General features: G+C 38.4%; 14 protein-coding genes. 8 read left to right on the top strand and 6 right to left on the bottom strand.

The features are described from left to right. Nucleotides 1-9 precede the first annotated feature (9 nt). The 6 genes from AC27JP_RS18450 to AC27JP_RS18425 form a co-directional block, all read right to left on the bottom strand. Nucleotides 10-1,401, bottom strand: a complete 1,392-nt coding sequence (locus AC27JP_RS18450) for a sigma-54-dependent transcriptional regulator (RefSeq protein ID WP_487117398.1) — start codon at nt 1,399-1,401, stop codon at nt 10-12. 105 nt (nt 1,402-1,506) lie between these two features. Then, nucleotides 1,507-4,002 (bottom strand): ABC transporter permease, encoded by a 2,496-nt coding sequence (locus AC27JP_RS18445; RefSeq protein WP_487117397.1) that lies wholly within the window; start codon nt 4,000-4,002, stop codon nt 1,507-1,509. Next, nucleotides 3,999-4,706 carry an ABC transporter ATP-binding protein gene (locus tag AC27JP_RS18440; RefSeq protein ID WP_487117396.1) on the bottom strand — a complete coding sequence of 236 codons (708 nt, stop codon included), beginning with the start codon at nt 4,704-4,706 and terminating at the stop codon, nt 3,999-4,001. The genes AC27JP_RS18445 and AC27JP_RS18440 overlap by 4 nt, the downstream gene beginning before the upstream one ends. Nucleotides 4,707-4,790: 84 nt before the next feature. Continuing rightward, entirely contained in the window at nt 4,791-6,029 is a 1,239-nt protein-coding gene (locus tag AC27JP_RS18435) for an efflux RND transporter periplasmic adaptor subunit (protein ID WP_487117395.1), read from the bottom strand. A 303-nt stretch (nt 6,030-6,332) separates the two neighbouring features. Continuing rightward, complete coding sequence (locus tag AC27JP_RS18430; protein ID WP_487117394.1) at nt 6,333-6,980, bottom strand: thiol:disulfide interchange protein DsbA/DsbL; 648 nt, start codon at nt 6,978-6,980, stop codon at nt 6,333-6,335. A 157-nt stretch (nt 6,981-7,137) separates the two neighbouring features. Next, the gene (locus AC27JP_RS18425) at nt 7,138-8,541 is read right to left on the bottom strand and encodes a serine aminopeptidase domain-containing protein (RefSeq protein WP_487117393.1); all 1,404 of its coding nucleotides are present in this window, start codon (nt 8,539-8,541) and stop codon (nt 7,138-7,140) included. A gap of 125 nt (nt 8,542-8,666) precedes the next feature. Between AC27JP_RS18425 and AC27JP_RS18420 the strand changes: the two genes are divergently transcribed. From AC27JP_RS18420 to AC27JP_RS18385, 8 genes are all read left to right on the top strand, one after another. Further along, nucleotides 8,667-9,494: a LytR/AlgR family response regulator transcription factor gene (locus tag AC27JP_RS18420; RefSeq protein ID WP_487117392.1), complete on the top strand. Its 828-nt coding sequence runs from the start codon at nt 8,667-8,669 to the stop codon at nt 9,492-9,494. Nucleotides 9,495-9,541: 47 nt separating this feature from the next. Then, complete coding sequence (locus AC27JP_RS18415; protein WP_487117391.1) at nt 9,542-10,288, top strand: TIGR00266 family protein; 747 nt, start codon at nt 9,542-9,544, stop codon at nt 10,286-10,288. A 173-nt stretch (nt 10,289-10,461) separates the two neighbouring features. Further along, nucleotides 10,462-11,808 carry a sigma-54-dependent transcriptional regulator gene (locus AC27JP_RS18410; RefSeq protein ID WP_487117390.1) on the top strand — a complete coding sequence of 449 codons (1,347 nt, stop codon included), beginning with the start codon at nt 10,462-10,464 and terminating at the stop codon, nt 11,806-11,808. Beyond that, on the top strand, nt 11,789-13,063 hold the full coding sequence (locus AC27JP_RS18405) for a sensor histidine kinase (protein ID WP_487117389.1): 1,275 nt from the start codon (nt 11,789-11,791) through the stop codon (nt 13,061-13,063). Before AC27JP_RS18410 ends, AC27JP_RS18405 begins: the two co-directional genes overlap by 20 nt. A 435-nt stretch (nt 13,064-13,498) precedes the next feature. Beyond that, the gene (locus AC27JP_RS18400) at nt 13,499-14,746 is read left to right on the top strand and encodes an HlyD family secretion protein (RefSeq protein WP_487117388.1); all 1,248 of its coding nucleotides are present in this window, start codon (nt 13,499-13,501) and stop codon (nt 14,744-14,746) included. A 285-nt stretch (nt 14,747-15,031) separates the two neighbouring features. Continuing rightward, nucleotides 15,032-15,736 (top strand): ABC transporter ATP-binding protein, encoded by a 705-nt coding sequence (locus AC27JP_RS18395; RefSeq protein WP_487117387.1) that lies wholly within the window; start codon nt 15,032-15,034, stop codon nt 15,734-15,736. Between the two features lie 94 nt (nt 15,737-15,830). Beyond that, a complete protein-coding gene (locus tag AC27JP_RS18390; protein ID WP_487117386.1) occupies nt 15,831-18,248 on the top strand; it encodes an ABC transporter permease in 2,418 nt (805 codons plus the stop codon). A 141-nt stretch (nt 18,249-18,389) separates the two neighbouring features. Next, a complete protein-coding gene (locus AC27JP_RS18385; RefSeq protein WP_487117385.1) occupies nt 18,390-20,822 on the top strand; it encodes an ABC transporter permease in 2,433 nt (810 codons plus the stop codon). Nucleotides 20,823-21,121: the final 299 nt, after the last annotated feature.

Here is a 21,121-nt window from a genome sequence, read left to right as displayed (position 1 = left end):
ATCCTTAATTTACTGGTTAGCATCAAACTTTATGTTAAATTTTTCTAAGCGTCGGTACAAGGCGTTACGTGATATTTCCAATAACTTAGCGGCTTCAATAACATGACCTGAAGTGGTTGCCATGGCTTTTTCAATCAACATACGTTCGGCTGTTTCTAAAGGTTGCAGCATTACCTCATTATTTGCGTTTGTATTAGCATCAAGTAGTAGGTTTTGTGTCGATATTACATCTTCCACTGTTAATAGCACGGCTCTCTCGATTACATGGCCCAACTCTCTAATGTTACCCGGCCAATGATGGCTTTTAAGTTTTGCTATTGCCTGACTGTCGAGCGTTAACTTGGGTTTGTGATATTTTTTACTAAAGCTTTCGATAAAATTCTCAGCTAAAGCTTGAATATCTGCCGAGCGTTCGCGCAATGGCGGTAAAGTGATCACTAAGGTATTAAGCCGGTAGAGCAAGTCTTGACGAAAGTCGCCATTAACCACCAGTTGATTAAGATCGGCATTGGTGGCGCTGATCAGTCTAACATTAGCGGTTTGGGTTTGGCTTGAGCCTAATATTTCATACTGACCTGATTCTAATACCCGTAATAATTTCGGCTGTAAATTTAGCGGTAGTGAACCTACTTCATCAAAAAATAGGCTGCCTTGATCGGCGAGTTGAAAGCGGCCAACTCGTTGTTGCTTGGCGTCAGTAAATGCGCCTTTTTGATGACCGAATAGTTCACTTTCAAACAAGTTGTCCGGAATAGCAGCCATGTTGACAGAAATTAGCGGCTGACTGCTACGTGATGACAACTGGTGAATTCGCTCTGCTAAAACTGATTTTCCTGTGCCATTTTCACCCAAGATCAGTATGTTGGCATCAGTGGGGGCAATTTGCTTGATCAACTGCTCAATAGCTTGCATGGCGGGCGACTGACAAACCCAATGCTGATCTGTTGTCGGTAGATTTTGCTGTTGGCCTTTACTTAAAAGTTGTCGATAGCCTTGGTGTTCTTGTTTGATACGTGCAAAGTTTAGTTGCTGCTCAATACTATTAAGTAACTTTTCTTTTTGCCACGGCTTTTCAATAAAATCACAAGCGCCTTGTTGCAAACCTTTTACGGCTAATTCAATGCTGCCCCAAGCGGTCATTAAAATAACCGGTATATTACTTTTTTCTAGTTGCTGAAGAATGGCTAAACCTTCTTGCCCGCTCGTAGTATCGCGGCTAAAGTTCATGTCGAGTAGAATCAGATCTGGCTTTTGTCGTTCACTTTCAATAATCACTTCTTTTGCAGTGCCTGCTTCTATGGTTTTGTAGTTATTGGCAGACAATAATAATTCAAGCGCGAGACGGATATCTTCGTCATCATCGGCAATTAAAATAGTGGCTTGTGGCTTAGTTGTATTCAAAATGTTCCTTAATTATAACTGTACTCGAAGGCATTTCAGCCGACGAGTGTACAGGATAAATTTAACTGTGTTCAAGCAGCTATGAATAACTCATAGCTGTTGTCACTATTCTTCACGTAAAGCTTGCATAGGATCTGTGCTAATTACGCGCCACGCTGGTGTAATTACCGATAAAACAACAATAGCAATTAAACTTATGTCTAAACTCGACATGGCTAGCCAGTTAAATGCTGGCAGTATCTCTAATTGTTGCTCTAAAGCTTGGTAGACAAAAACAGAAATGACAAAGCCTAAACCTAAGCCGATGAGTAACATCCATAACGCATCTTTTAAAATAAAGCCAACCAACTTCATTTGCTTAGCGCCCGTTGCCATACGCACAGCTAATTCATACTTGCGCTGATTGGTGGTCATTTGTGTTAACCCTGCAACACCAATTGCCGCTAGAAATAAGGTCAGTAATGTCATAATAACGACAATCCACATACTGAGGCGCTGCTCTAATGTTTGTTCATTCCAAATATCTTCGAGAGAACGCACCGTTAAATTACCTAAACGTGGAAATTGGCGCGTTAATTCTTCTTCTAACATCTCTGCACTGATGGTTTGACCATCAGGCATCATCACGGCAAAGTTTATTAGCGCACTATTTATTCGATGTGAATAAACAGCTGGGAAAGCTAATGCCTCTGTAATACCTGTTCGGCTAATAGTATTACCGCTAATACCATTGATAATTGGCTGAATGGCATCTTCTCCTCTATTTAGTGCCACAGTTTTACCAATGATTTCTTGATAAGTTAAATCAGGAAATAGTGCCTTTGCCATGTTTTCATCAATAACAATGCGACTCTCGTCGTTATCAATTTGTGCCTGCGTTAAATTGGCTCCAGCAAGTAATGGAATTTTATAAGTATTAAAGTACTCAGCACTTAAAGGTTTCATTTGATACGTGATACGTTTGCCACCATTTTCTTCTGAGCGGTAGCCTGATAACCTTATTTCATTAGATAGTGGTGCGCTAGAGTTGACGATAACCTTGCTGTTAGCCACTTTATTTTCAATAACGGCAGCAATGTCGGTTAATAAGCGATTCATTTCACTGTCGTGGTAGTTGTCAGTATCTGCTGTTAGTTGCTCACGCCATTCTTCATCGTTAATGAATAATTCAATACTGTAACTATTACCCAGTTCATAGCCGACATCCCGATAGACAGATTGATAACTTTGTAGAGCCACCATAATTGAAGCCGTTAATAACACAGACGCGATAGATAACTGAGAAACCATTAACACTTTACTCAGCCATTGGTTACTTTGTGCTTGAATGCCTTTACCGCTGCTGTTGAGGTTATCAGCAATTGCATGCTTATTAATATCAACCAGTGATAAGGCACTAAATAAGATGTTTAAAACAAGGATGATCAGTAGTGATATTAAAATGGTTGGGGTATTAATACCTATATCGTCAATCATAGGCAGGCTATCACCAGCAATTAGCGGTAAGCTTTTAATTGCCCAGCCGGCGACAAGTAAGCCAACTATCGCAGCCAGTAGAAAACTTGGTAAATTCTCTAAGAAAACTAACACTCTAACTTTAAATAAACTGGCACCGAGACTGATTTGAATGGCGAATTCTTTGGTGCGACTTTGATAATGAGCGATAAATAAGTTTAATAAATTTAGTGTCGCCATAAATAGTAAGCCGCATACAGCGAAAAACAGCGCGACAATAAGATCTTCGGTATCTCCGAGTAGATTACTACGGTAGGGAGCTGTTCTAACAACCTTATTCATGCTGTCCATGAAATTTAATGTTTCTTGCAGATTGTCGTTGTTAATGTTGTCTTTAACGTAGTCGAGTAGCCATTGTTCAGTTTGCGCTTGGCTTGGCAGGGTTATGGTACCGCTGGCGCTTTTATTAACTAAATAGCTAAGATCATTCCTAATAGCTCCGACATCTGCAGGCTCAGACAAAGTCGCCTTTAAGTCGGTAATAAACCAGATTTGTTGTGGAAGTATCACGTCGTTACTCGTCACTGACATAACATCTTCAACGATGCCTGCAATAATATAAGACTGATTGTTAACTTCTAGTTGCTTACCTAGTGCAGATTTAGCGCCTGAAAACGCGTACTGCCATAAGCTTTCTGATATCCAAACATATTTTTCAGGTGCCGCTTTAGTGGTATTGTCGCCTAATATTAAATTAGTGCCTAAAACGTCTAGAATATTATTTGAGGCATTATATTGTGTGGTTGGGTAAACAACATTGTCGATAGTAATATCTTGCTCTGACGGCGAAATGCCTGCCCACTCACCTAAATCAGGAAAGGTTTCTTGAAATGATGCCAGCCTTCTCATATTCCAATAGGAAATGCTTAGTACTTTTGATGGTTTGAAGTTCAACTCGAAAGTTTGCAATTGCGCTTCGTTCTTTACGCCTTTTAATGGTTGATACAATAGGGTGGAAGAAATGGCAATGACACTTAATACCGCACCTAATGTTAAACCTAAAGTTAGAATTAAGGGAATGCTCAATTTAGGCAGAGAAAATACTCGGGCGATACCGCTAACAAGCGATTTTTTAATTAAGCTCATGCAACCCCCTGTAAATTCTTTTCGCTATTGATTTGTGAAACAATTTTTCCATCCAAAAGCTGAATTTGTCGGCTGGCACAGCGAGAATAGCGACTGTCGTGAGTCACCATTACGATAGTGGCGCCGTCAGCATTAAGTTTTTCTAGTAATGCCATCACTTGATCGCCATTTTTGCTGTCTAAGTTACCGGTTGGCTCATCAACTAAAATCAGATCAGGGTTGCCCACTAAGGCACGGGCAATGGCGATACGTTGTTGTTGACCGCCAGAAAGCTGGTTTGGTCGGTAATTTTTACGGTGCAACATATCAACTTGTGATAGCACTTTTTCGACACGCTGTTTAATTTCAGCTTTGCTTGTTTTTCTATGCTCTAGTGGTAGCGCGATATTGTCAAAAACAGTTAAATGGTCGATAAGATTGAATGATTGAAAAACATAACCTATATGTTGATTTCTGATCTGCGTTCTTTGATCGACCTTTAGTCCGCGAGTATCAATATTAGATATTTTATAGTCACCTTCACTGGCGGTATCCATTAAGCCCATGATTGATAACAAGGTAGATTTACCACAACCGGAAGGTCCAGTGATTGCTACAAATTCACCCTGGTTAATGGTTAGAGAAACTCCTTGTAATGCATGGGTTTCGATCTGTTGACCATCATAGTGCTTATGGATATTTTTTATTTCTACGACTGCTTTCATTAGATTTCCTTATATAACCCTGTACGTTATATCGTATTTTTGTTGTTTTAGTTAGGTTTGTTGAGCTTTAAAGCTCAACAAACGTTAGTGTTCGATTGTTAACTGTTGAAATTGGCTGTATTTGGAGGTGTCACTGCTGACAATTTCATCTCCTGACGTTAAACCACCCGTAATGACTAATCGCCCCTGTGAAAGCTCAGCAAAGCTAACATCGCGCTGGCTTAAGGTGTTTTCTGCCGTTTTTACAAAAACCGACTGCTTACTTTGGGGTCTGATGCCCGACACTTGATTAATAAAAGTGGCGTCTGTTTGGTGCTTAACAAAAACCTGTGCTGAGATAGTAAGAGATGGTCTTGCATTTGATGTTAACTCACCGTCGATAATGGCTTCTGCTAATACAGAGCCATTGGTGACCACACTTTCAATGCGAGTAATGTGGGCAGCAATTTTTCCTTTTTGGGTATCAATAATTACTGGAGCGTTTATATCTATTTGATCGGCTTGATGCTGCGGTAAACGTAGTCGGGCAATTAATTGTTGGTCGCTGCCAACTTTTGCCAATGATTCACCTAGCTGTACGCTTTGACCAAGTTCCACTGCTAAATTTTGTAATGAGCCGGCGATACCCGCCTTAACTTGCATATCGCCGAGTTGTTCCTCAAGTAAAGACAGCTGTGCTTGTTGTTGAGTCACAGTAATGTTGCGTTGAGTCAACTGGTAGCTTTGCATATCAATGAATTGCTGATATTTCTTTTTTTCGAAGTTAAGACGTTTCGACTGCTGTTTTACCGCAAGTTCTGCTCGTTGTAGTTCAATTTTTGATGCCACACCTAAGGTCATTAAGTTCTCATTAACTGATAATTCTAGCTTAGCTTTCTCGATTTCAGCTTCAATATCAGCAATGCGACCTTGGTAGTTTAGTCGTTCGTTTTGCTGCTCATATTTAAAGGCTTCTCGTTGTGCCTCTAATTGCGCTAATTCTCCTCGTGCCTGACTCACTTCTTGCTCTAGCTTAGGGTTAGAAAGTGTTAATATAATGGTGTCTGCGCTAACTTTAGTGCCGGGACGAACAATGATCTCAGCTACTTTCCCTAGTGCTGGCGCAGTTAGTAATCGCTCCCGTGCTGAGGCAAATTCGCCATAGGCATTGCTATATATGTCAACCGGACCCGTTTGTACTGTTTGTAATGTAATTTCGTTTGCCATGATGGTTTTGCTGTTAGTGCTTGTTACAGCATGGGCAGCATAAGCAAGGGAAAGTACAAAAAGAGTAAGTGCTAGCCATTTTTTCCATTGTGTTTTTTGTTGTAATTCAATTTTCATGGTCAGTATTCTTGATGAATGTTGAATACGGTATTGAAATATTTGTACCAAAAGTTAAAAGTCCATATTTAACAATTGGTTAATTTATTTTTCACTGTTAGGAAGTATATAGACTTGTTCGGTTTTGAAGAGCTGATGTTCGTTTTTGAATAGCAGGTATACTCTTGTCATTTCTAAAAAATAGCTTCAGAGCTAAGTTAATAAATTATGGCGGGGGGGCAATATGCAAATAATGGTTATTATCTATTAGAAAAATGACAGCCCTAAATTTTTTGAGCTATTTAGGGCTTTGGTGATAGGTAGTTAAAGGGTAAATAGGTAGGCTACTAACTGATTATATTCAGCAAAGAAATTGTTTCTGTCGAGTGATGTGCTGTCAATTAAGTACTTACCATTAACTACCATGGCAGGTACGCTGGTAAGCTGGCGATTTTTCGATAGTTTGTCTTGTACTTTTTTCTCTTTTTTTGCCTGACCGATCACCGAAAAGTTCTTCATACCTTGGTCAAATTTTTTGCCATCTCCGCCACTTAAAACGAAGATATTACGAATGTCTTTTTCATTGGAAATGGTTGCTCTATCGGTTTGTAGGTATTTAAAAACAGCGGCAGAGAATTTGTCATCTATCCCCGTTTTTTCAGCAACAATCAACGCTTTGCTGAGCATAAATTGTACTTCTTCAGAAGTATGGCCCATGAAGTCAACATGCACTTTATTGAATTTGGCTTGTGCAGGCATTACCTTTTTAAAGCCATCTAAATAGGGTTCATAAGCGCGACAAGTCGGGCAGTAATAAGAGAAATATTCACTAAGCTCTGGTGAGGATGTTTTCTTTTCTGCAACAACGGTATAGTGTTTTCCTTCTTCAAATTTCATGGCTTGGCTGTTAAATACGACGGCAAGTAACAGCGTTGTTGTTAACCCGGTTATTAATTTGATGATTTTTTTCATGCTTACTTCCTGATTTTTATTTTTACATACACTAAATTTATGTGCTTTTAGCATACAAGCAACGATTATAGACAGTGTCCAACTTAAAATGTTCAGTAAACAAATGTAAAAAATAATTTCAATAAGGTAGATCTGCTTATGGAAATTAGTAGTTTTATCAAAGGTTAAGATTTTTGGCCCACTCGACAATTTGTAGGCCAATGTTTTCGTCCCAAACACCAGGCTTACCGCTAAATGAATCTTTTGCCGATACGTGAATAGTGCTCCAGTGATCGAGTCCAGGGTATTTATGTAGCTCGGCCTGCGTATTGTTTTCCGCCTTTAATATTCGCATTATCATGTCGTTATCTGCTTCTGACATGATCCAGTCATTGCTGCCCCAACGAATTTTTACTGGGACAGTTAGTTTTTGCCATTGACCCGAAAAATCAAAATCTTGCAGTTGGTGATAATAGCTCATCGGGCGTCCGTACATATGGTTTAACCCATGGTAGTTGTATTGAACAAGGGCAGGGTTTTCATCAATGAGTTGTTGGTAACTTTTCTTTTCTATCAGCATGCCGTAATACAAAGGGATATAGGCTGTATTCATTTGCTGACTTATTTTACTTTCAGAAAGGCCTTGCATACTTTTGATGCGACGCTCAATTTCAAGCATATGTTCAAACCAAGAGCGAAAGAAAGTACCATCGGCAATAACGGCATTTGCTTGGTACTTATTTGCGAGGTAAGGCGCGATAGCACTACCCATACTGTTGCCATAAATAAGAATTTTTTCTGCATCAACATAAGGTAGTGCTTTTAATGATTTAAGAGCGACTTCGTAGCCAGCAAGCTCTGTGTTGAAATCTGTTTGTGAACAGTTGCCCTCACTGTCGCCGAGTCCTGGTTTTTCAACTCGCATAACCACCATATCGCTTTTTGTCACAATAGTTTTTAATAAGCGACTGTAGTTGGATTTTCGTGAAGGTAATAACTCGATACTGGAGCAGCTTAAGCCTTGTATAATCAATATCGCTGGTTGTGGCGCATTTGATTTCGGTTTAGTAATGATGACACGTTGTTTAATGCCGTTTGGGTTTTCTATTGTTTGATAATAGCTTGCTAAATTTTGGTAATGCTCCTTAGCCAGTGGAGGAAATTGCACATTAGTAAGTTGTATTTCATTGTTTCTCAGGTAGCTAATTTTATAGTTTGTGTCTGCAACAAGGGCATCTGTTGCATCGTACCAATCTTCATTAATAAGGAATGTTTTGTTGTTTATGCTCTGGATAATATCGCCATTGCGTAAACCTGAAAGGTAGAGTGGGCTAGTATTATCGAGTTGAGTAATTTTTTTACCAAGACTTGATTTGTTATTTAGCGCTACAGTTGAGAATTTTGCTTGCCAGTGTGCTCGCCGCTTGAGTTCTTTTTGGCTATTTAATAATTTAACTTGGGTTGTTGTTAGCGATTGAGCAGCGTAAACACTTGAAAAGGAATAATGACTAATGTTAACGATTACTAACGAGTAGAGAATTATCGCTTTAACTTTTTGGGTATAGTTTGCTGAAATTTTCATATAACAATTAACCTTTATGTGAGATGAAACACTTACTTTTAAGGTTAAATGTAATCGTTAAGTTATTTATTTTGTTATATATTTATATGAACACTTAAGGTTTTTATTTGAAAGTATAGGTTTTCATGATTAGCTTTTTCCAAATTGATGGTAATGTTAAACAACACAGCCAAGCCTGTTATCTTTTTGGGTCTAGGCCATTAAGCCATGTAATTTTTTGGCTGGTTTATTATCTTGCTTTTAGCTTAATTTGGCTTAAAAAAGATATTGGACTGTATGCCTCTTTTTATCTGGAATTTATTTTACTGCCACTCAGAATGATGGCGGTATATGCGATGATCTATTGGTTACTGCCTAACTTTTTATTACAACGAAAATTTCAGAAGTTTTTTGTTAGTTATGCAGTGTTGCTTATTGTTTCAGGTTGCTTGCTTCGGGTTTTTGATCATTATTTTTATCAGCAATTATTATTAAATAACAACAGCAACTTACTCGACTTTTCAAGCTTAGTACGCAACATAGTATTGGTTAATAGCACAATAGTATTTGTTGCAGCGTTAAAAATTTTACAATTGTATTTTATTGAGCGCGAAAAAGTTGCAAGCTTAAGAGACCATAAAAATAACAACGAACGGCAAACGAGTGACTCGTTACTGACCTTAAAAGCTAATCGCCGAGTTCACCACGTTAAAGCGTCACAAATACTCTATATTGAAAGCATGGGAAATTATGTGAGTTATTTCTTGGCCAATGGAGAAAAAATAGTGGTTTATTGTTCTTTAAAATCGAGTTTAGCAGCTTTGCCAGAGAACTTTATTCGATTGCAACGATCTTATGTTATTAATACCCAGCATATTCAGTCTTATAACCACGAAAATGTTGTTATTAATGGCCATACATTACCTAGGGGGCCTGATGTACTGGATCAGCAATTACAGCCGTCGAACATTTAAACATACATTAGTAAGTAAACAGTCCGTAGATAAAATAAGGAATTAAGATGCGAAGTGATGAAATAGATTTTCAAATTATTGGTCAGTCGATGCAACTCGTCGAAGTAACGTTAGATCAGGGTGAAACCGTTATAGCGGAAGCTGGTGCAATGAATTACATGGAAGATGGGATAGAGTTTGAAACTAAAATGGGTGACGGCTCGGATGCAAACCAAGGTGTGATGGGCAAGTTATTTTCCGCAGGAAAGCGCATGCTTACGGGTGAGTCAGTCTTTATGACCCATTTCTCCAATCATCACCATGAGCGAAAAACGGTGGCATTTGCTGCCCCTTATCCCGGCTCAATTATTGGTGTTGATCTTGCTGAAATTGGTGGTGGTGTCACCTGCCAGAAGGATGCATTTTTATGTGCAGCACTAGGGACAAAAATTGATATTACTTTTAATAAGCGTTTAGGCAGTGGCTTCTTTGGCGGTGAAGGTTTTATTCTCGAGCGGCTTGAAGGTGATGGTTTGGCCTTTATGCACGCTGGCGGAACGATTATTGAAAAAGAATTAAACGGCGAAGTTTTGCGTGTAGATACTGGCTGTTTAGTTGGTTTTAGTGACGGTATTGATTACGATATTGAAATGACTAAAGGCTTGAAAAGTATGCTATTTGGTGGCGAAGGCTTATTTATTGCTACGCTATCGGGTCATGGCAAAGTATGGTTGCAGAGTTTACCTTTTTCTCGTTTAGCTGACCGTATTATCCAGCATGCGCCAAATATCGGCGGCAGTAATAAAGGCGAGTAAGTTTATAACATTACCGTCTTTTATTGAGGTTGAGTTAGACAGTGTTGAACAATCGAAGTATTTGATATTGAGTACTGTCTATCTAAATCTTCTTAAGTTTTAGTCCGTTTAAATTGAGATATAGGCTAACATGGCGCTCATATCACTTAGTTTATTGCAAAGGTTTTAGTTAAATGCCCCGTATTTTAGTTGTGGAAGATCGTCCTGATATTCGTTTGAGTTTAACGATTCTACTCGAAGATAATGGCTACGAGGTATTTGAAGCTGAAAACCCGCAAGTGGCACAAATATTATTGAAAGAAAAAGATATTTCTTTGATATTGTTGGATATGAATTACGCATTAGATACTTCATCCGGCGAAGAAGGCTTAGCATTTTTAAAATGGTTGCAGTCAGTGCAAACTTCGATCCCCAGAATAGCCATGACGGCATGGTCTAATACCGATCTCGTGGTAAAAGCGATGAAACTTGGCGCGACCGATTTTATTGAAAAACCTTGGCGTAACAAACAACTATTACACGTTATTGAACAGCAGTTAAATTACAATACGTTGCAAGAACAAAACACTCAGCTAAAGCAGCAATTAATAGATACGGGTAATGAAGAGTATCAATGGCAATCTGCATGTATGGTTAAATTGTTAAAAAAAATAGCGGCGGTGGCGAATACTGACGTTAGTATTTTATTAACAGGTGACAATGGCACGGGGAAAAGTGATTTAGCGCGTAGCGTTCATCAGCAGTCGTTGCGGAAAGCAGAAGCATTAATTTCAGTTAATATGGGGGCGATTTCAGAATCACTTTTTGAAAGTGAAATGTTTGGCCATAAAAAAGGGGCTTTTACCGATGCGAAAACTGCCCGTATTGGCCGTTTTGAACTGGCTGAAAAGGGAACTTTATTTCTTGATGAAATAGCTAATATCCCTTTGTCACAGCAAGCAAAATTATTGCGAGTGCTGGAAAGTGGCGAGTATGAAGTCTTAGGTTCTAGCGAAACAAAAAAATCGAATATTCGGATTATTTCGGCGACCAATGGCAACTTTAGCGAGTTATTTGATAATGAACTCTTTCGAGAAGATTTATACTATCGTTTAAATACCATTGAATTTAGAGTGCCGTCATTAAAAGAACGTAGTGAAGATATTATTCCGCTGACTGAGTTTTTTATTACTAAATTTAGCCTTAAATATAAACGTAACCATAAAACCTTAAGCACCGAAGCACAGGATGCATTGATCGCCTATCATTGGCCAGGGAATATTCGAGAACTCTCGCATTTGATTGAACGGGCATTATTGTTAGCGGAAGATAATGAAATAACACTGGATGACCTGCACTTATCAAATAGACCTAGTACGAATACCTTGCCATTAATGACATTAGAGAAAGCGGAAATTACTCTGATTAAACAAGCATTGAAAACTACTCATAACAATATACCCAAAGCGGCCGTATTGTTAGGTCTTACTAAATCTTCAATGTATAGACGAATCGAGAAACATGGCCTTATTCAAAACTAACTCCTTAGAACGTTATCTACAATTTAAACTGTTATGGTTTTGTTTGCCGACAGCCTTATTTTTTGCATTATGGGCTTGGCAAATTGAGCTTAAGTGGCAGTGGATTCTGTTAGGAGAGCTTTTACTGGTATTGGCCTGTTTATGGTTTAATGCCAGTATAAAAACTCGCGTGCTTAAAGCGTTTACTCGAGCTACTTTGCATCTTGACGCTATCGCCCAAGAAGATTATAACCAATTTGCTAAATCATCTTTTAGTAGCGGTAAAGTCAAAGAATTCCATGTGCAACTCAAAAAATTAAGTGAACAGTTACAACAACAAAAATCCCATTACGATCAACAAGCTTTTTTAGTTTATCAATTGATTGCCCAATTAGAGGCACCTATTTTAGTGTTTGACCATAAACAACAATTGGTTTTCGGTAATGAAGCATTTGCTCATTTATTTAAGCGGCCGTGGCAGATGTTACGACATGCGTCTGCTGAATTTTTGGGCTTAGAATTAGCTGATAATCATTGGCAGTTTTTGGACGACTCTTTACGGAAAAGGTGGCAAATAAGAAAAAGTGAATTCATAGACGATGGGCAAACCCATCAATTGTTGGTATTTATTGATATAGAGTCTGCGCTTCGTGAAAACCAACTGAACGCTTGGCAGCAGATCATAAGAGTATTGACTCATGAAATTCGCAATTCCTTAACACCAGTCTCTTCGATGGCAGAAACCTTGTTAGATAAAGCAGACAATGAACGTGATAGGAGGGTGTTAAATGTCATCACTGAACGTTGTAGTCACCTACAAAGTTTTGTAAGTCGCTATTCGTCACTATCTCAACAATATCAGTTGAATTGCCAATGGTTGTCGGTAGAGCATGTCATTAAGTCAGTCGCCAATATGTATGAAGGCCTTAACATTAGTATCACAGGTACGGCTGACAAAGTGTGGGCTGATGGTGAGTTTTTTGAACAAGTGCTGATCAACTTAATCAAGAATGCACAGGAGGCTGGCGCAAAGAATGTATCGTTGCACTTTGATCGACAAGAACAGTTTATTGTTATCGATGTGGTTGATGACGGGCATGGTTTTAATAACTTAGAAAACCTTTTTGTGCCCTTGTATACCACTAAGCCTCAAGGACAAGGCATTGGGCTTAGTTTTTGTCGCAGTATTATTGAACAACATCATGGTGTTTTGGAATTACATAATAATGAAAAACAGGGCGTTACTGTTATGATCATTCTGCCTATCCCAATTTAAAGCTTAGATATCCGACCTAGCTGTTAAAGTATTTGGCTTACTTTTATCTTTACTATTTATCGGTCTCCTGATGTTGTACCTTCTTTTCGTGGCTTTGCACGCTAGCTAGAATTCATCTCACCTTTTACCTTTTCATTAGAAAAGTACAATGGCAATGCAGATGTTAACGTCGAACTAAAAAAGAAAATTATCTCGCCATAAGTTTTTACTTAATGCTCTAATATTGTGCCTAATTTGGCTTAATAGAAAATACTTTAGTTGTTTAAAATTAAATCAATAAAAGTCCGATAGTGAACTTTTTGTAGTTCGATATCGGACTTTTTGTCTGTTTTTAAACTTGCTTGTTAATTATGTTGTTGTTTTTAATATATTTAAATTTTGGTATGAGAATCGCAATGTAAAAGATTAGGTGATATTGAATTGAAAGATTGTTTTATGGATATTGTGAAGAAAAAGGTAAAAAATAAGCTTGCTAGCCCGAAGAATTTAGCGCTAGTTATTGGCATTTTACTGATTATTACACTGATTGTATTTGCGAAATCAACGCTTAACATGGTGAGTTTAGCCAAGAAAGACCTACTATTTGCCACGGTAAAAAAAGGCGATATTGATGTGACTGTTGAAGGTTATGGCAAGTTAACATCTGATAAGCTCCAACTGATCACTTCACTCACACGTGCAACAGTTCAAGAGATCATTTTGAAGCCAGGTGCGGCTGTTTCAAAAGAAAGTATTATTGTGAAGCTAGCGAATCCTGAATTATTGCAGCAAGTAGAAAATGCTCAACAGGAACTATCTCAGATAAAGGCAAATTTAAGACAATTAAGAGTTAACCAACAAAGAGAGTTGCTAAATGAAGATAGTCGATTAGCGGAATTAGAGTCGAGTTTTGAAAGCGCAAAGCTAAGAAGAATTGCCGAAGAAAAACTGGTTAAAGACGGCATAGTGTCGGAGCTAACGTATAAAGAAAGCTTACTGAATGAAAAGCAATTAAGTAAACGCATAAAAATACTCCACAAAAGAGTGGCTCAATTATCTCTCGTTCACCAAGAGGGGATCAACATTCAACAAGAACGTGTTAAGCAACAGCAAGGAAAACTAAATGTTGCACAAGACCGATTAGATAAACTGAATGTTAAAGCGGGTTTTGATGGAGTATTGCAAAGGCTTTCTGTCAAACTTGGCCAAAGCTTGGCTCCAGGTGAAGAAGTTGCGCTTATTGGCAGTGTTACTGAGTTGATTGCTTTGGTGCGTGTCCCGCAAAGTCAGGCTCAGTTAGTGGAAATTGGTCAGCAAGTAGAGGTTGATACACGGCAAGATAAAATTGCCGGCACGGTAGTCAGAATTGACCCAATTGTTGCTGATAATACCGTTGAGGTTGAAATCTCTTTACCAAAGTCATTACCGAAAAGTGCACGGCCACAACAAAGTATTGATGCCAAGATCACCGCGGCAACATTAAAAAATGTTAACTACATTGAACGTCCGGCAAATGCTAAAGCTCAAACAAGTGTAGCGCTTTATAAGTTAAATGAAGACGAAACATTAGCAACGAATACCTTAGTTAAATTTGGCGAAAAAACTGGCCGATTTATAGAAATACGTGAAGGTGCGCAAGTAAACAGCCGATTTATCATTTCAGATTTAAGTAATTATGCAAGTCAACAAATTACCATTGATTGATTATGAATTAGGGCGTGTTGATCTTTGCTGTTTGCTTTTGCAGCAGTTTAAACGCTGTCCTACGGATTTTTTTAAATGCGCCTTGCTCTTTGTTACAAGGGATTTACATATGCCTGCATGGATGCAGGTAATTAGAACAACGCAGGAGCAGTTGTCGAGAATAACTATGCTGCACTCCTTGCGTCTCGAGCAAAACTCATTTAATTCGAACAAAAATTAAACATGAAAGGTCAACACGCCCTAGTATTTTTTCAATAATTTAAAAGTTTAAAGAAAGGAATAAAAATGTCACAAGCAATATTAGAGATGAAAAACATATCTAAAGTCTTTGAAACAGAAGAGCTAGAAACTCATGCCTTAAAAGATATTAGCTTTAGTGTTAACAAAGGCGATTATGTATCCATTTCTGGCCCGTCAGGGTGTGGAAAATCAACACTATTATCAATTATGGGTTTACTAGATGTTGCTACCGGAGGGGAGTATTTAATCGAAGGAGTTAATGTTACCGCGTTGAGCCTAGATCAAGCCGCTGAAGTACGAAACGCAAAAATTGGATTTATTTTTCAATCGTTTAATTTGATCGATGAGTTGTCTGTTTTTGATAATGTCGCGCTACCGTTACGCTATCACAGTGAAAAGCCGAATAACCAAACGATTAAAGATAAGGTTACTGACTGCTTGGAAAAAGTAGGCCTATCTCATCGTACGTCCCATAAGCCGAATCAGTTGTCTGGTGGCCAACAACAGCGTGTCGCCATTGCTCGAGCTTTAGTCGCCAATCCATCGGTATTACTGGTTGACGAACCGACAGGTAACCTTGATTCAAAAAGTGGCGATTTAGTAATGGAAGTACTTGAAAAATTGAATGATGCGGGAACAACAATTTGTATGGTAACTCATGATCCTCGATATGCGGATATGGCCAAAATAAAAATACAGCTGCTTGACGGCACCATCTTACAAGCCCCGCAAGCAAAATTAGCTGGTTAATGATTAGCGCAAAGTTCAACCGATAAATTTTGGTAAATGTAAATAAAAATGACTGAATTACCCTAGGTATTTTCAGTAAAGGCAGGTAAATATAATGAATTCACTTTTTTATCAAATTAAACAAGCATGGCTAAGCTTAAAGCAAAAGCCAGGGTTTGTTTTTAGTGTGGTTACCACAATGGGGATTACATTGGGGGCCTTGCTATGTGTTTTAACGCTCGCGTATGTAATGCTAGTTAAGCCTTTACCTTATCCTGATCAAGAAAGGCTTTACCGTGTTGAGCATCAATTGATCAGTAATGAAAATAGAATAGATGGTCGTGCATTTACTTACCCAAATTTGATGCATTTGTATAATAGCCAAGCGACTTTTTCGCAAAGCGCATTATCGTATTTTGACGCGGCAGTGCTGACATCAAAAGCTGACGAACCTATGGTAACCATATCTTATGTGACACCTCAATGGTTTGATATTTTCGCGACAAAGCTGGCTTTGGGTAGAGCCTTTGAAAGAAGTGAAAGAGCAAACAGTTATAACCCCGTTGCAATAATAAGCTATCAAATGTGGCAGGAAGAATATGCTGGGCAAGATAATATTCTTGAAAACAAGCTAGATTTCGGTGGAAAAAGTTATCGTATCGTTGGCGTTACGGCTAAAGAAAATATAGAGCTACCGTTAGCGGGCCCTGGTTACAAAACCCAAGTTTATGTTCCATGGGACTTTAATCCTTTTAGCGAGGAGCAACGTTTGGCGTGGGGCAATGATGACGGCGGTTTAGCTTTTGTTGGTAAGCTAAAACCTGAACTTGTCGCAAATTTCTCAACCACACAAGTAAATCAAACATTAACCAATTTAGTCAATGATAACTGGCAAAACCAAGTTGCCAGTACTGAATTTTTTAAAGATTGGGGCATCAGGATTGAAGTTAGCTCGTTAAAGTCATTTATTGTTGCTGATGGAGAAAAAAGTGTTTATTTGTTAATTTTGGGTGCCTTGGGTTTAGTGCTTATTGCTTGTGCAAATATCGCCAACTTGTTTGTTTCACGAACGGCTGAACGTCAGCAACAATTGGCAATAAGAGCGGCAGTAGGCGCTTCTAAAAAACAGCTATTTCACACAATAATGGCGGAAATAAGCGTTATTATGCTGTTATCTATCGTCGTAGCGCAAATATTCACCTTTATTGGATTTAATATTCTTGCTTATTATCTCGGGGATTTTTTGCCGCGTGTTGATGAGCTTAATTTAAATAGTTTCTCTGTCGTTGCTTCTTTGGTGTTACTACTCCTACTGACATTATGTTTCTCCTATTTATGTCGAGCAATGATTAATTATCGTTCGCTTAATTCAATGTTGCAATCGAGTGGTAAAGGCAATGGCATTCAAGTCTCTAAGAAGGTCAGGAATATACTAATTAGTAGTCAAATAGCAATAGCGACATCGCTAATTTTTATTAACGCCGTGTTATATAAAGATGCCAATGATTTGGTCACGCAACCTTTAGGTTATAAAACGGAAAACATTGTGGCAGTGGTTCTCTCATTAAATAACATTGCAGGTGATTCTCGCGCTGCAAAATTAACGGAATTGAAACGAAAATTGACTAACTTGCCAAAAGTTATTGATGTCAGCCAAGGAATGCGCCCGTCCATTTTTGGCACTACCGCGCTAACAGATGATGCCTCGAAAAAGCGCTATACAGCAGGTTCAAAGGATGTTGATGATAGATATTTTGATATCATTGAACAGCCTATTATTGCTGGCGAAAGTTTCACTGCCGCAGACATTAAAGATGACAATGACGTGATGATTATTAACGACATTTTAGCACAGCGGATAGCGCCTAATAGCAGTGCAATAGGGATGAGATTCAATAATGGCACACGAATTATCGGTGTGGTAAAAAGCATCAATATCCCTGGCCGAGAAAAAGCCACTTCACGCTTTTATCGACCAGCAAGTTTGGCGAGAAATATGCTGCTAATTAAAATGAAAACAGAGCAAGTATTATCGCGAGAGGAGTTAATCAGTGTGCTAAAAGAGGTTAGCCCAAGTTTAAGTTTATTTAGCTTGTCATCGCTGGAAGATTATAAAAATGAGCGTTTATTTGCTCCTATGACAACCGCAATAACTACCGTGGTATTGGCTATTTTAACTTTGTTTTTATCTGGCCTAGGTTTATATGGAATATTGAGTTACTCCAGCCAAATGCGTCGTTTTGAAATAGGTACAAGGTTGGCGATTGGCGCAAAAGGTAAAGACATTGTCGCCCTAGTTTTTAAAGATAATGCCGCGGCGATAATAGCAGGGGTTTTCCTTAGTGTATTAATTTTACTGGGCTTATATGTCGGGTTTAGCAGTAGCTTGGTTCATTATATCAGCGTAGAACTCGCGCCGTTATATATGCTGACATTAGTATTGATTTCTATCATATCCTTTATCGCCTGTTATATACCGTTGCGTCAATATATTCAAAAACCAGCCATTCACTCGTTACGAGGCAGTGATTAATACTGATTTATCTCGTACGTGCTAAATGATTGGCTCCCTAACAACAGATAAGTGTTTATCTGCTGTTAGGCTTTTGTATAACTTGTACATCGATGGGAAAAAGTCGATTACCTCCAAGAGTAGAATAAGGAATTTACGGGCATGCATCTATTTCTCTATCAGCTTAAACACGCCTATTTAAGCCTTAAGAAAAAACCGTTCTTCGTTTTTAGTGTTGTTGCAACCATGGGCTTTACACTTGGTGCTTTACTATGTGTGCTGACCTTAACTTATACATTGTTGATTAAACCATTACCGTATCCAGAACAAGATAAATTATATGTAGTTGAACATCACATTAGTGATAATACTGTTGATGGGATTAACGCGGCGAGCTTTACTTACCCTGGCTTACTACATCTTTATAAAAATCAAACAATATTTCGTGAATCAGCGTTAGTTTTTTATGGAGAAGATGTTGTAACGTCTGAGCTAGAGCAGCCAACCATAGCAACAGCTTATGTGACACCCGAATGGTTTGAAATGTTAGATGTTCCTATGGCTTTAGGACGCCGATTTGAGCAAAGCGAAGCGCTAAACACTAACATTCCCGTGGCCTTATTGTCCTATGATGCTTGGCAAAATGAATTTTCTGCCGATCCTCAGATTCTAGAAAAGAATCTAGTTATTAACAACGTTAGCTTTCAAGTGATAGGGGTTATTGCACAAGCTTTTGTGGAGCCTGAATTGTCAGCGGTGGGGGTGAGAAATCAAATTTTTATTCCTTGGGATTTTAACCCCGTAGAGCAATTTATCCGTGATTCATGGGGTAATATTAATGATGGCCTACATTTTATTGGCAAGCTCGATACTAGGTTATCTGAGACGCAAATTAATCAAGTATTAACACCTTTAGTTAATGATATTTGGCAAGAAAAAGTTGCAGATGACAGTTTTTTCAATGGTTGGAATATCGTCGTAAAAGCAAAGGGATTTCAAACGGTTATTTTGGGTGAATATGCTAACACTGTTTATTTATTGCTGATCGGTGTTTTAGGGATAGTATTAATTGCTTGTACTAATCTCTCCAATTTATTCATATCGCGTGTAGCTGAGCAACAACAGAAGTTGGCTATAAATGCCGCAGTTGGCGCAACTAAAAGCGACCTATTCATTGCTATATTTATTGAAATCGGTGTTTTGATGCTGCTAGCTATCATCGTTGCTTTAATTGTTGCTATGGTTGGAGTCTATTTGATAAAGGAAATTCTGTGGCAACAATTTCCTCGTGTCGATGAATTGATAGTAAATGGGGGAATGGTCTTTGTCGGTTTTACGATTGCCTTATTACTTACTTTTATATTTTCGCAGATAAGTTGCCGAACGATCCGTTATCACGCTTTAAATTTAACATTACAATCCAGTGGTAAAGGAACAGGAATACAAGTATCAAAAAAAATTAGAAGTCTACTTATTGCTAGCCAAGTCGCTATCGTTACAACATTGGTTTTTGTTAATTTAAACTTGCTTCAAGGTGCCTTAGAGAAAATTAATCAATCGTTGGGTTTTGAAACAAGCGATATTATTAGTTTAAATTTATCATCACCCTCAACAGAAAATGTCAGTCGCGATGCAAGTGTGCAGATAATGAGGGCATTTTCTGAGCAGGTAGCGGCATTGCCACAGGTAGATATGGTCAGTCAATCGGCATCGCCACTAGGTGGATTTGGCTATACTTCTATTACTGTGGGGTCAACAAATCGCAATTTCACACCGTTAGGAATATCTGCCGATCACCAGTACTTTAATATGATAAAACAACCTTTAATTGCTGGTGATGATTTTACTGAACAACAGGTAAAAAGCGGGCAGAACTATATTATTGTTAATGATGTCTTTGCCAATGCACTAGCATCGGAGGGAGATGTTATTGGTATTAAAGTTGATATTGGCGATGGCCTCTCTATGCCTATCGTTGGCGTTGTAAAAGGCATAAAAATGCCAGGCATTCAATCAGTTCCTATGCGCGTATATATGTCTTCTTCATTGAATGGCTCACGATTTTTATTGAAACTGAAACAAGGTCAAAAAGTCACACGAGAACAAATAGCTGGCGTGCTCAATGGGGTGACAAGTCAGTACAATATATTTCAGATGCGCTCGTTAACAGAGCGTCGCTCACAAATGCTATTTACTCAATATGCGATCGCAACGACAACCGCGGTACTGGCGACGTTAGCTTTTTTTCTTGCTGTTATTGGCTTATATGGAATACTTAGTTACGGTGTCCAGATGCGTCGTTTTGAAATAGGAACGCGGTTAGCAATTGGCGCAAAAAGAAAGGACATCATTAAGTTAATTCTTAAGGATAATGCTGGCTCGATAATAATGGGGGTATTCATTAGCACACTTGCGTTGTTTGGACTTTATATAATTTTTATTGGTAGTTTGAGTCAGTATATTCGTGTTGAAATTGTTTCTTTATATATGACAACGTTAGCCTTAATCGCTTTGGTCTCTTTTTTCGCGTGCTATATCCCGTTACGTCAGCTTATTCAAAAGCCAGCAGCTTATTCATTGCGTAGTAGTGAATAAGAATGTGCTAAGTCGATTTTTACTGTTCTAATTTATTTTACTTGCTTCTCCAAAGCATGCTGGTGAAGTGAAAGTTGATGGGATAATGTTAACAAACCATAGGGTTGGATATGCTGCATTGGCGATATTTTCACTGTCATATGTAATGGTCATATTTGAAGAAAATTGCACATGCGAAAATCTAAGTTAGTACTATTAGCTGCTAATAGCTGGGGTTGCATTGATGGGAAAGGCGCGTGGCCAGTATACTTTTTTTAGTCATTTAAAATGGACACCTGTCATAGCATTAGGCTATTTTG

It is taken from the genome of Colwellia sp. SU-HH01172 (assembly GCF_057553355.1).
The sequence above is the reverse complement of the archived record's forward strand: the minus strand, read 5'-3'. Positions and strand labels throughout refer to the sequence as shown.

What these genes read in the sequence shown, in the direction of transcription:
- AC27JP_RS18445 (WP_487117397.1), bottom strand. Translation starts at nt 4,002, where the DNA reads ATGAGCTTAATTAAAAAATCGCTTGTTAGCGGTATCGCCCGAGTATTT.
- AC27JP_RS18440 (WP_487117396.1), bottom strand. Translation starts at nt 4,706, where the DNA reads ATGAAAGCAGTCGTAGAAATAAAAAATATCCATAAGCACTATGATGGT.
- AC27JP_RS18435 (WP_487117395.1), bottom strand. Translation starts at nt 6,029, where the DNA reads ATGAAAATTGAATTACAACAAAAAACACAATGGAAAAAATGGCTAGCA.
- AC27JP_RS18430 (WP_487117394.1), bottom strand. Translation starts at nt 6,980, where the DNA reads ATGAAAAAAATCATCAAATTAATAACCGGGTTAACAACAACGCTGTTA.
- AC27JP_RS18425 (WP_487117393.1), bottom strand. Translation starts at nt 8,541, where the DNA reads ATGAAAATTTCAGCAAACTATACCCAAAAAGTTAAAGCGATAATTCTC.
- AC27JP_RS18420 (WP_487117392.1), top strand. Translation starts at nt 8,667, where the DNA reads ATGATTAGCTTTTTCCAAATTGATGGTAATGTTAAACAACACAGCCAA.
- AC27JP_RS18415 (WP_487117391.1), top strand. Translation starts at nt 9,542, where the DNA reads ATGCGAAGTGATGAAATAGATTTTCAAATTATTGGTCAGTCGATGCAA.
- AC27JP_RS18410 (WP_487117390.1), top strand. Translation starts at nt 10,462, where the DNA reads ATGCCCCGTATTTTAGTTGTGGAAGATCGTCCTGATATTCGTTTGAGT.
- AC27JP_RS18405 (WP_487117389.1), top strand. Translation starts at nt 11,789, where the DNA reads ATGGCCTTATTCAAAACTAACTCCTTAGAACGTTATCTACAATTTAAA.
- AC27JP_RS18400 (WP_487117388.1), top strand. Translation starts at nt 13,499, where the DNA reads ATGGATATTGTGAAGAAAAAGGTAAAAAATAAGCTTGCTAGCCCGAAG.
- AC27JP_RS18395 (WP_487117387.1), top strand. Translation starts at nt 15,032, where the DNA reads ATGTCACAAGCAATATTAGAGATGAAAAACATATCTAAAGTCTTTGAA.
- AC27JP_RS18390 (WP_487117386.1), top strand. Translation starts at nt 15,831, where the DNA reads ATGAATTCACTTTTTTATCAAATTAAACAAGCATGGCTAAGCTTAAAG.
- AC27JP_RS18385 (WP_487117385.1), top strand. Translation starts at nt 18,390, where the DNA reads ATGCATCTATTTCTCTATCAGCTTAAACACGCCTATTTAAGCCTTAAG.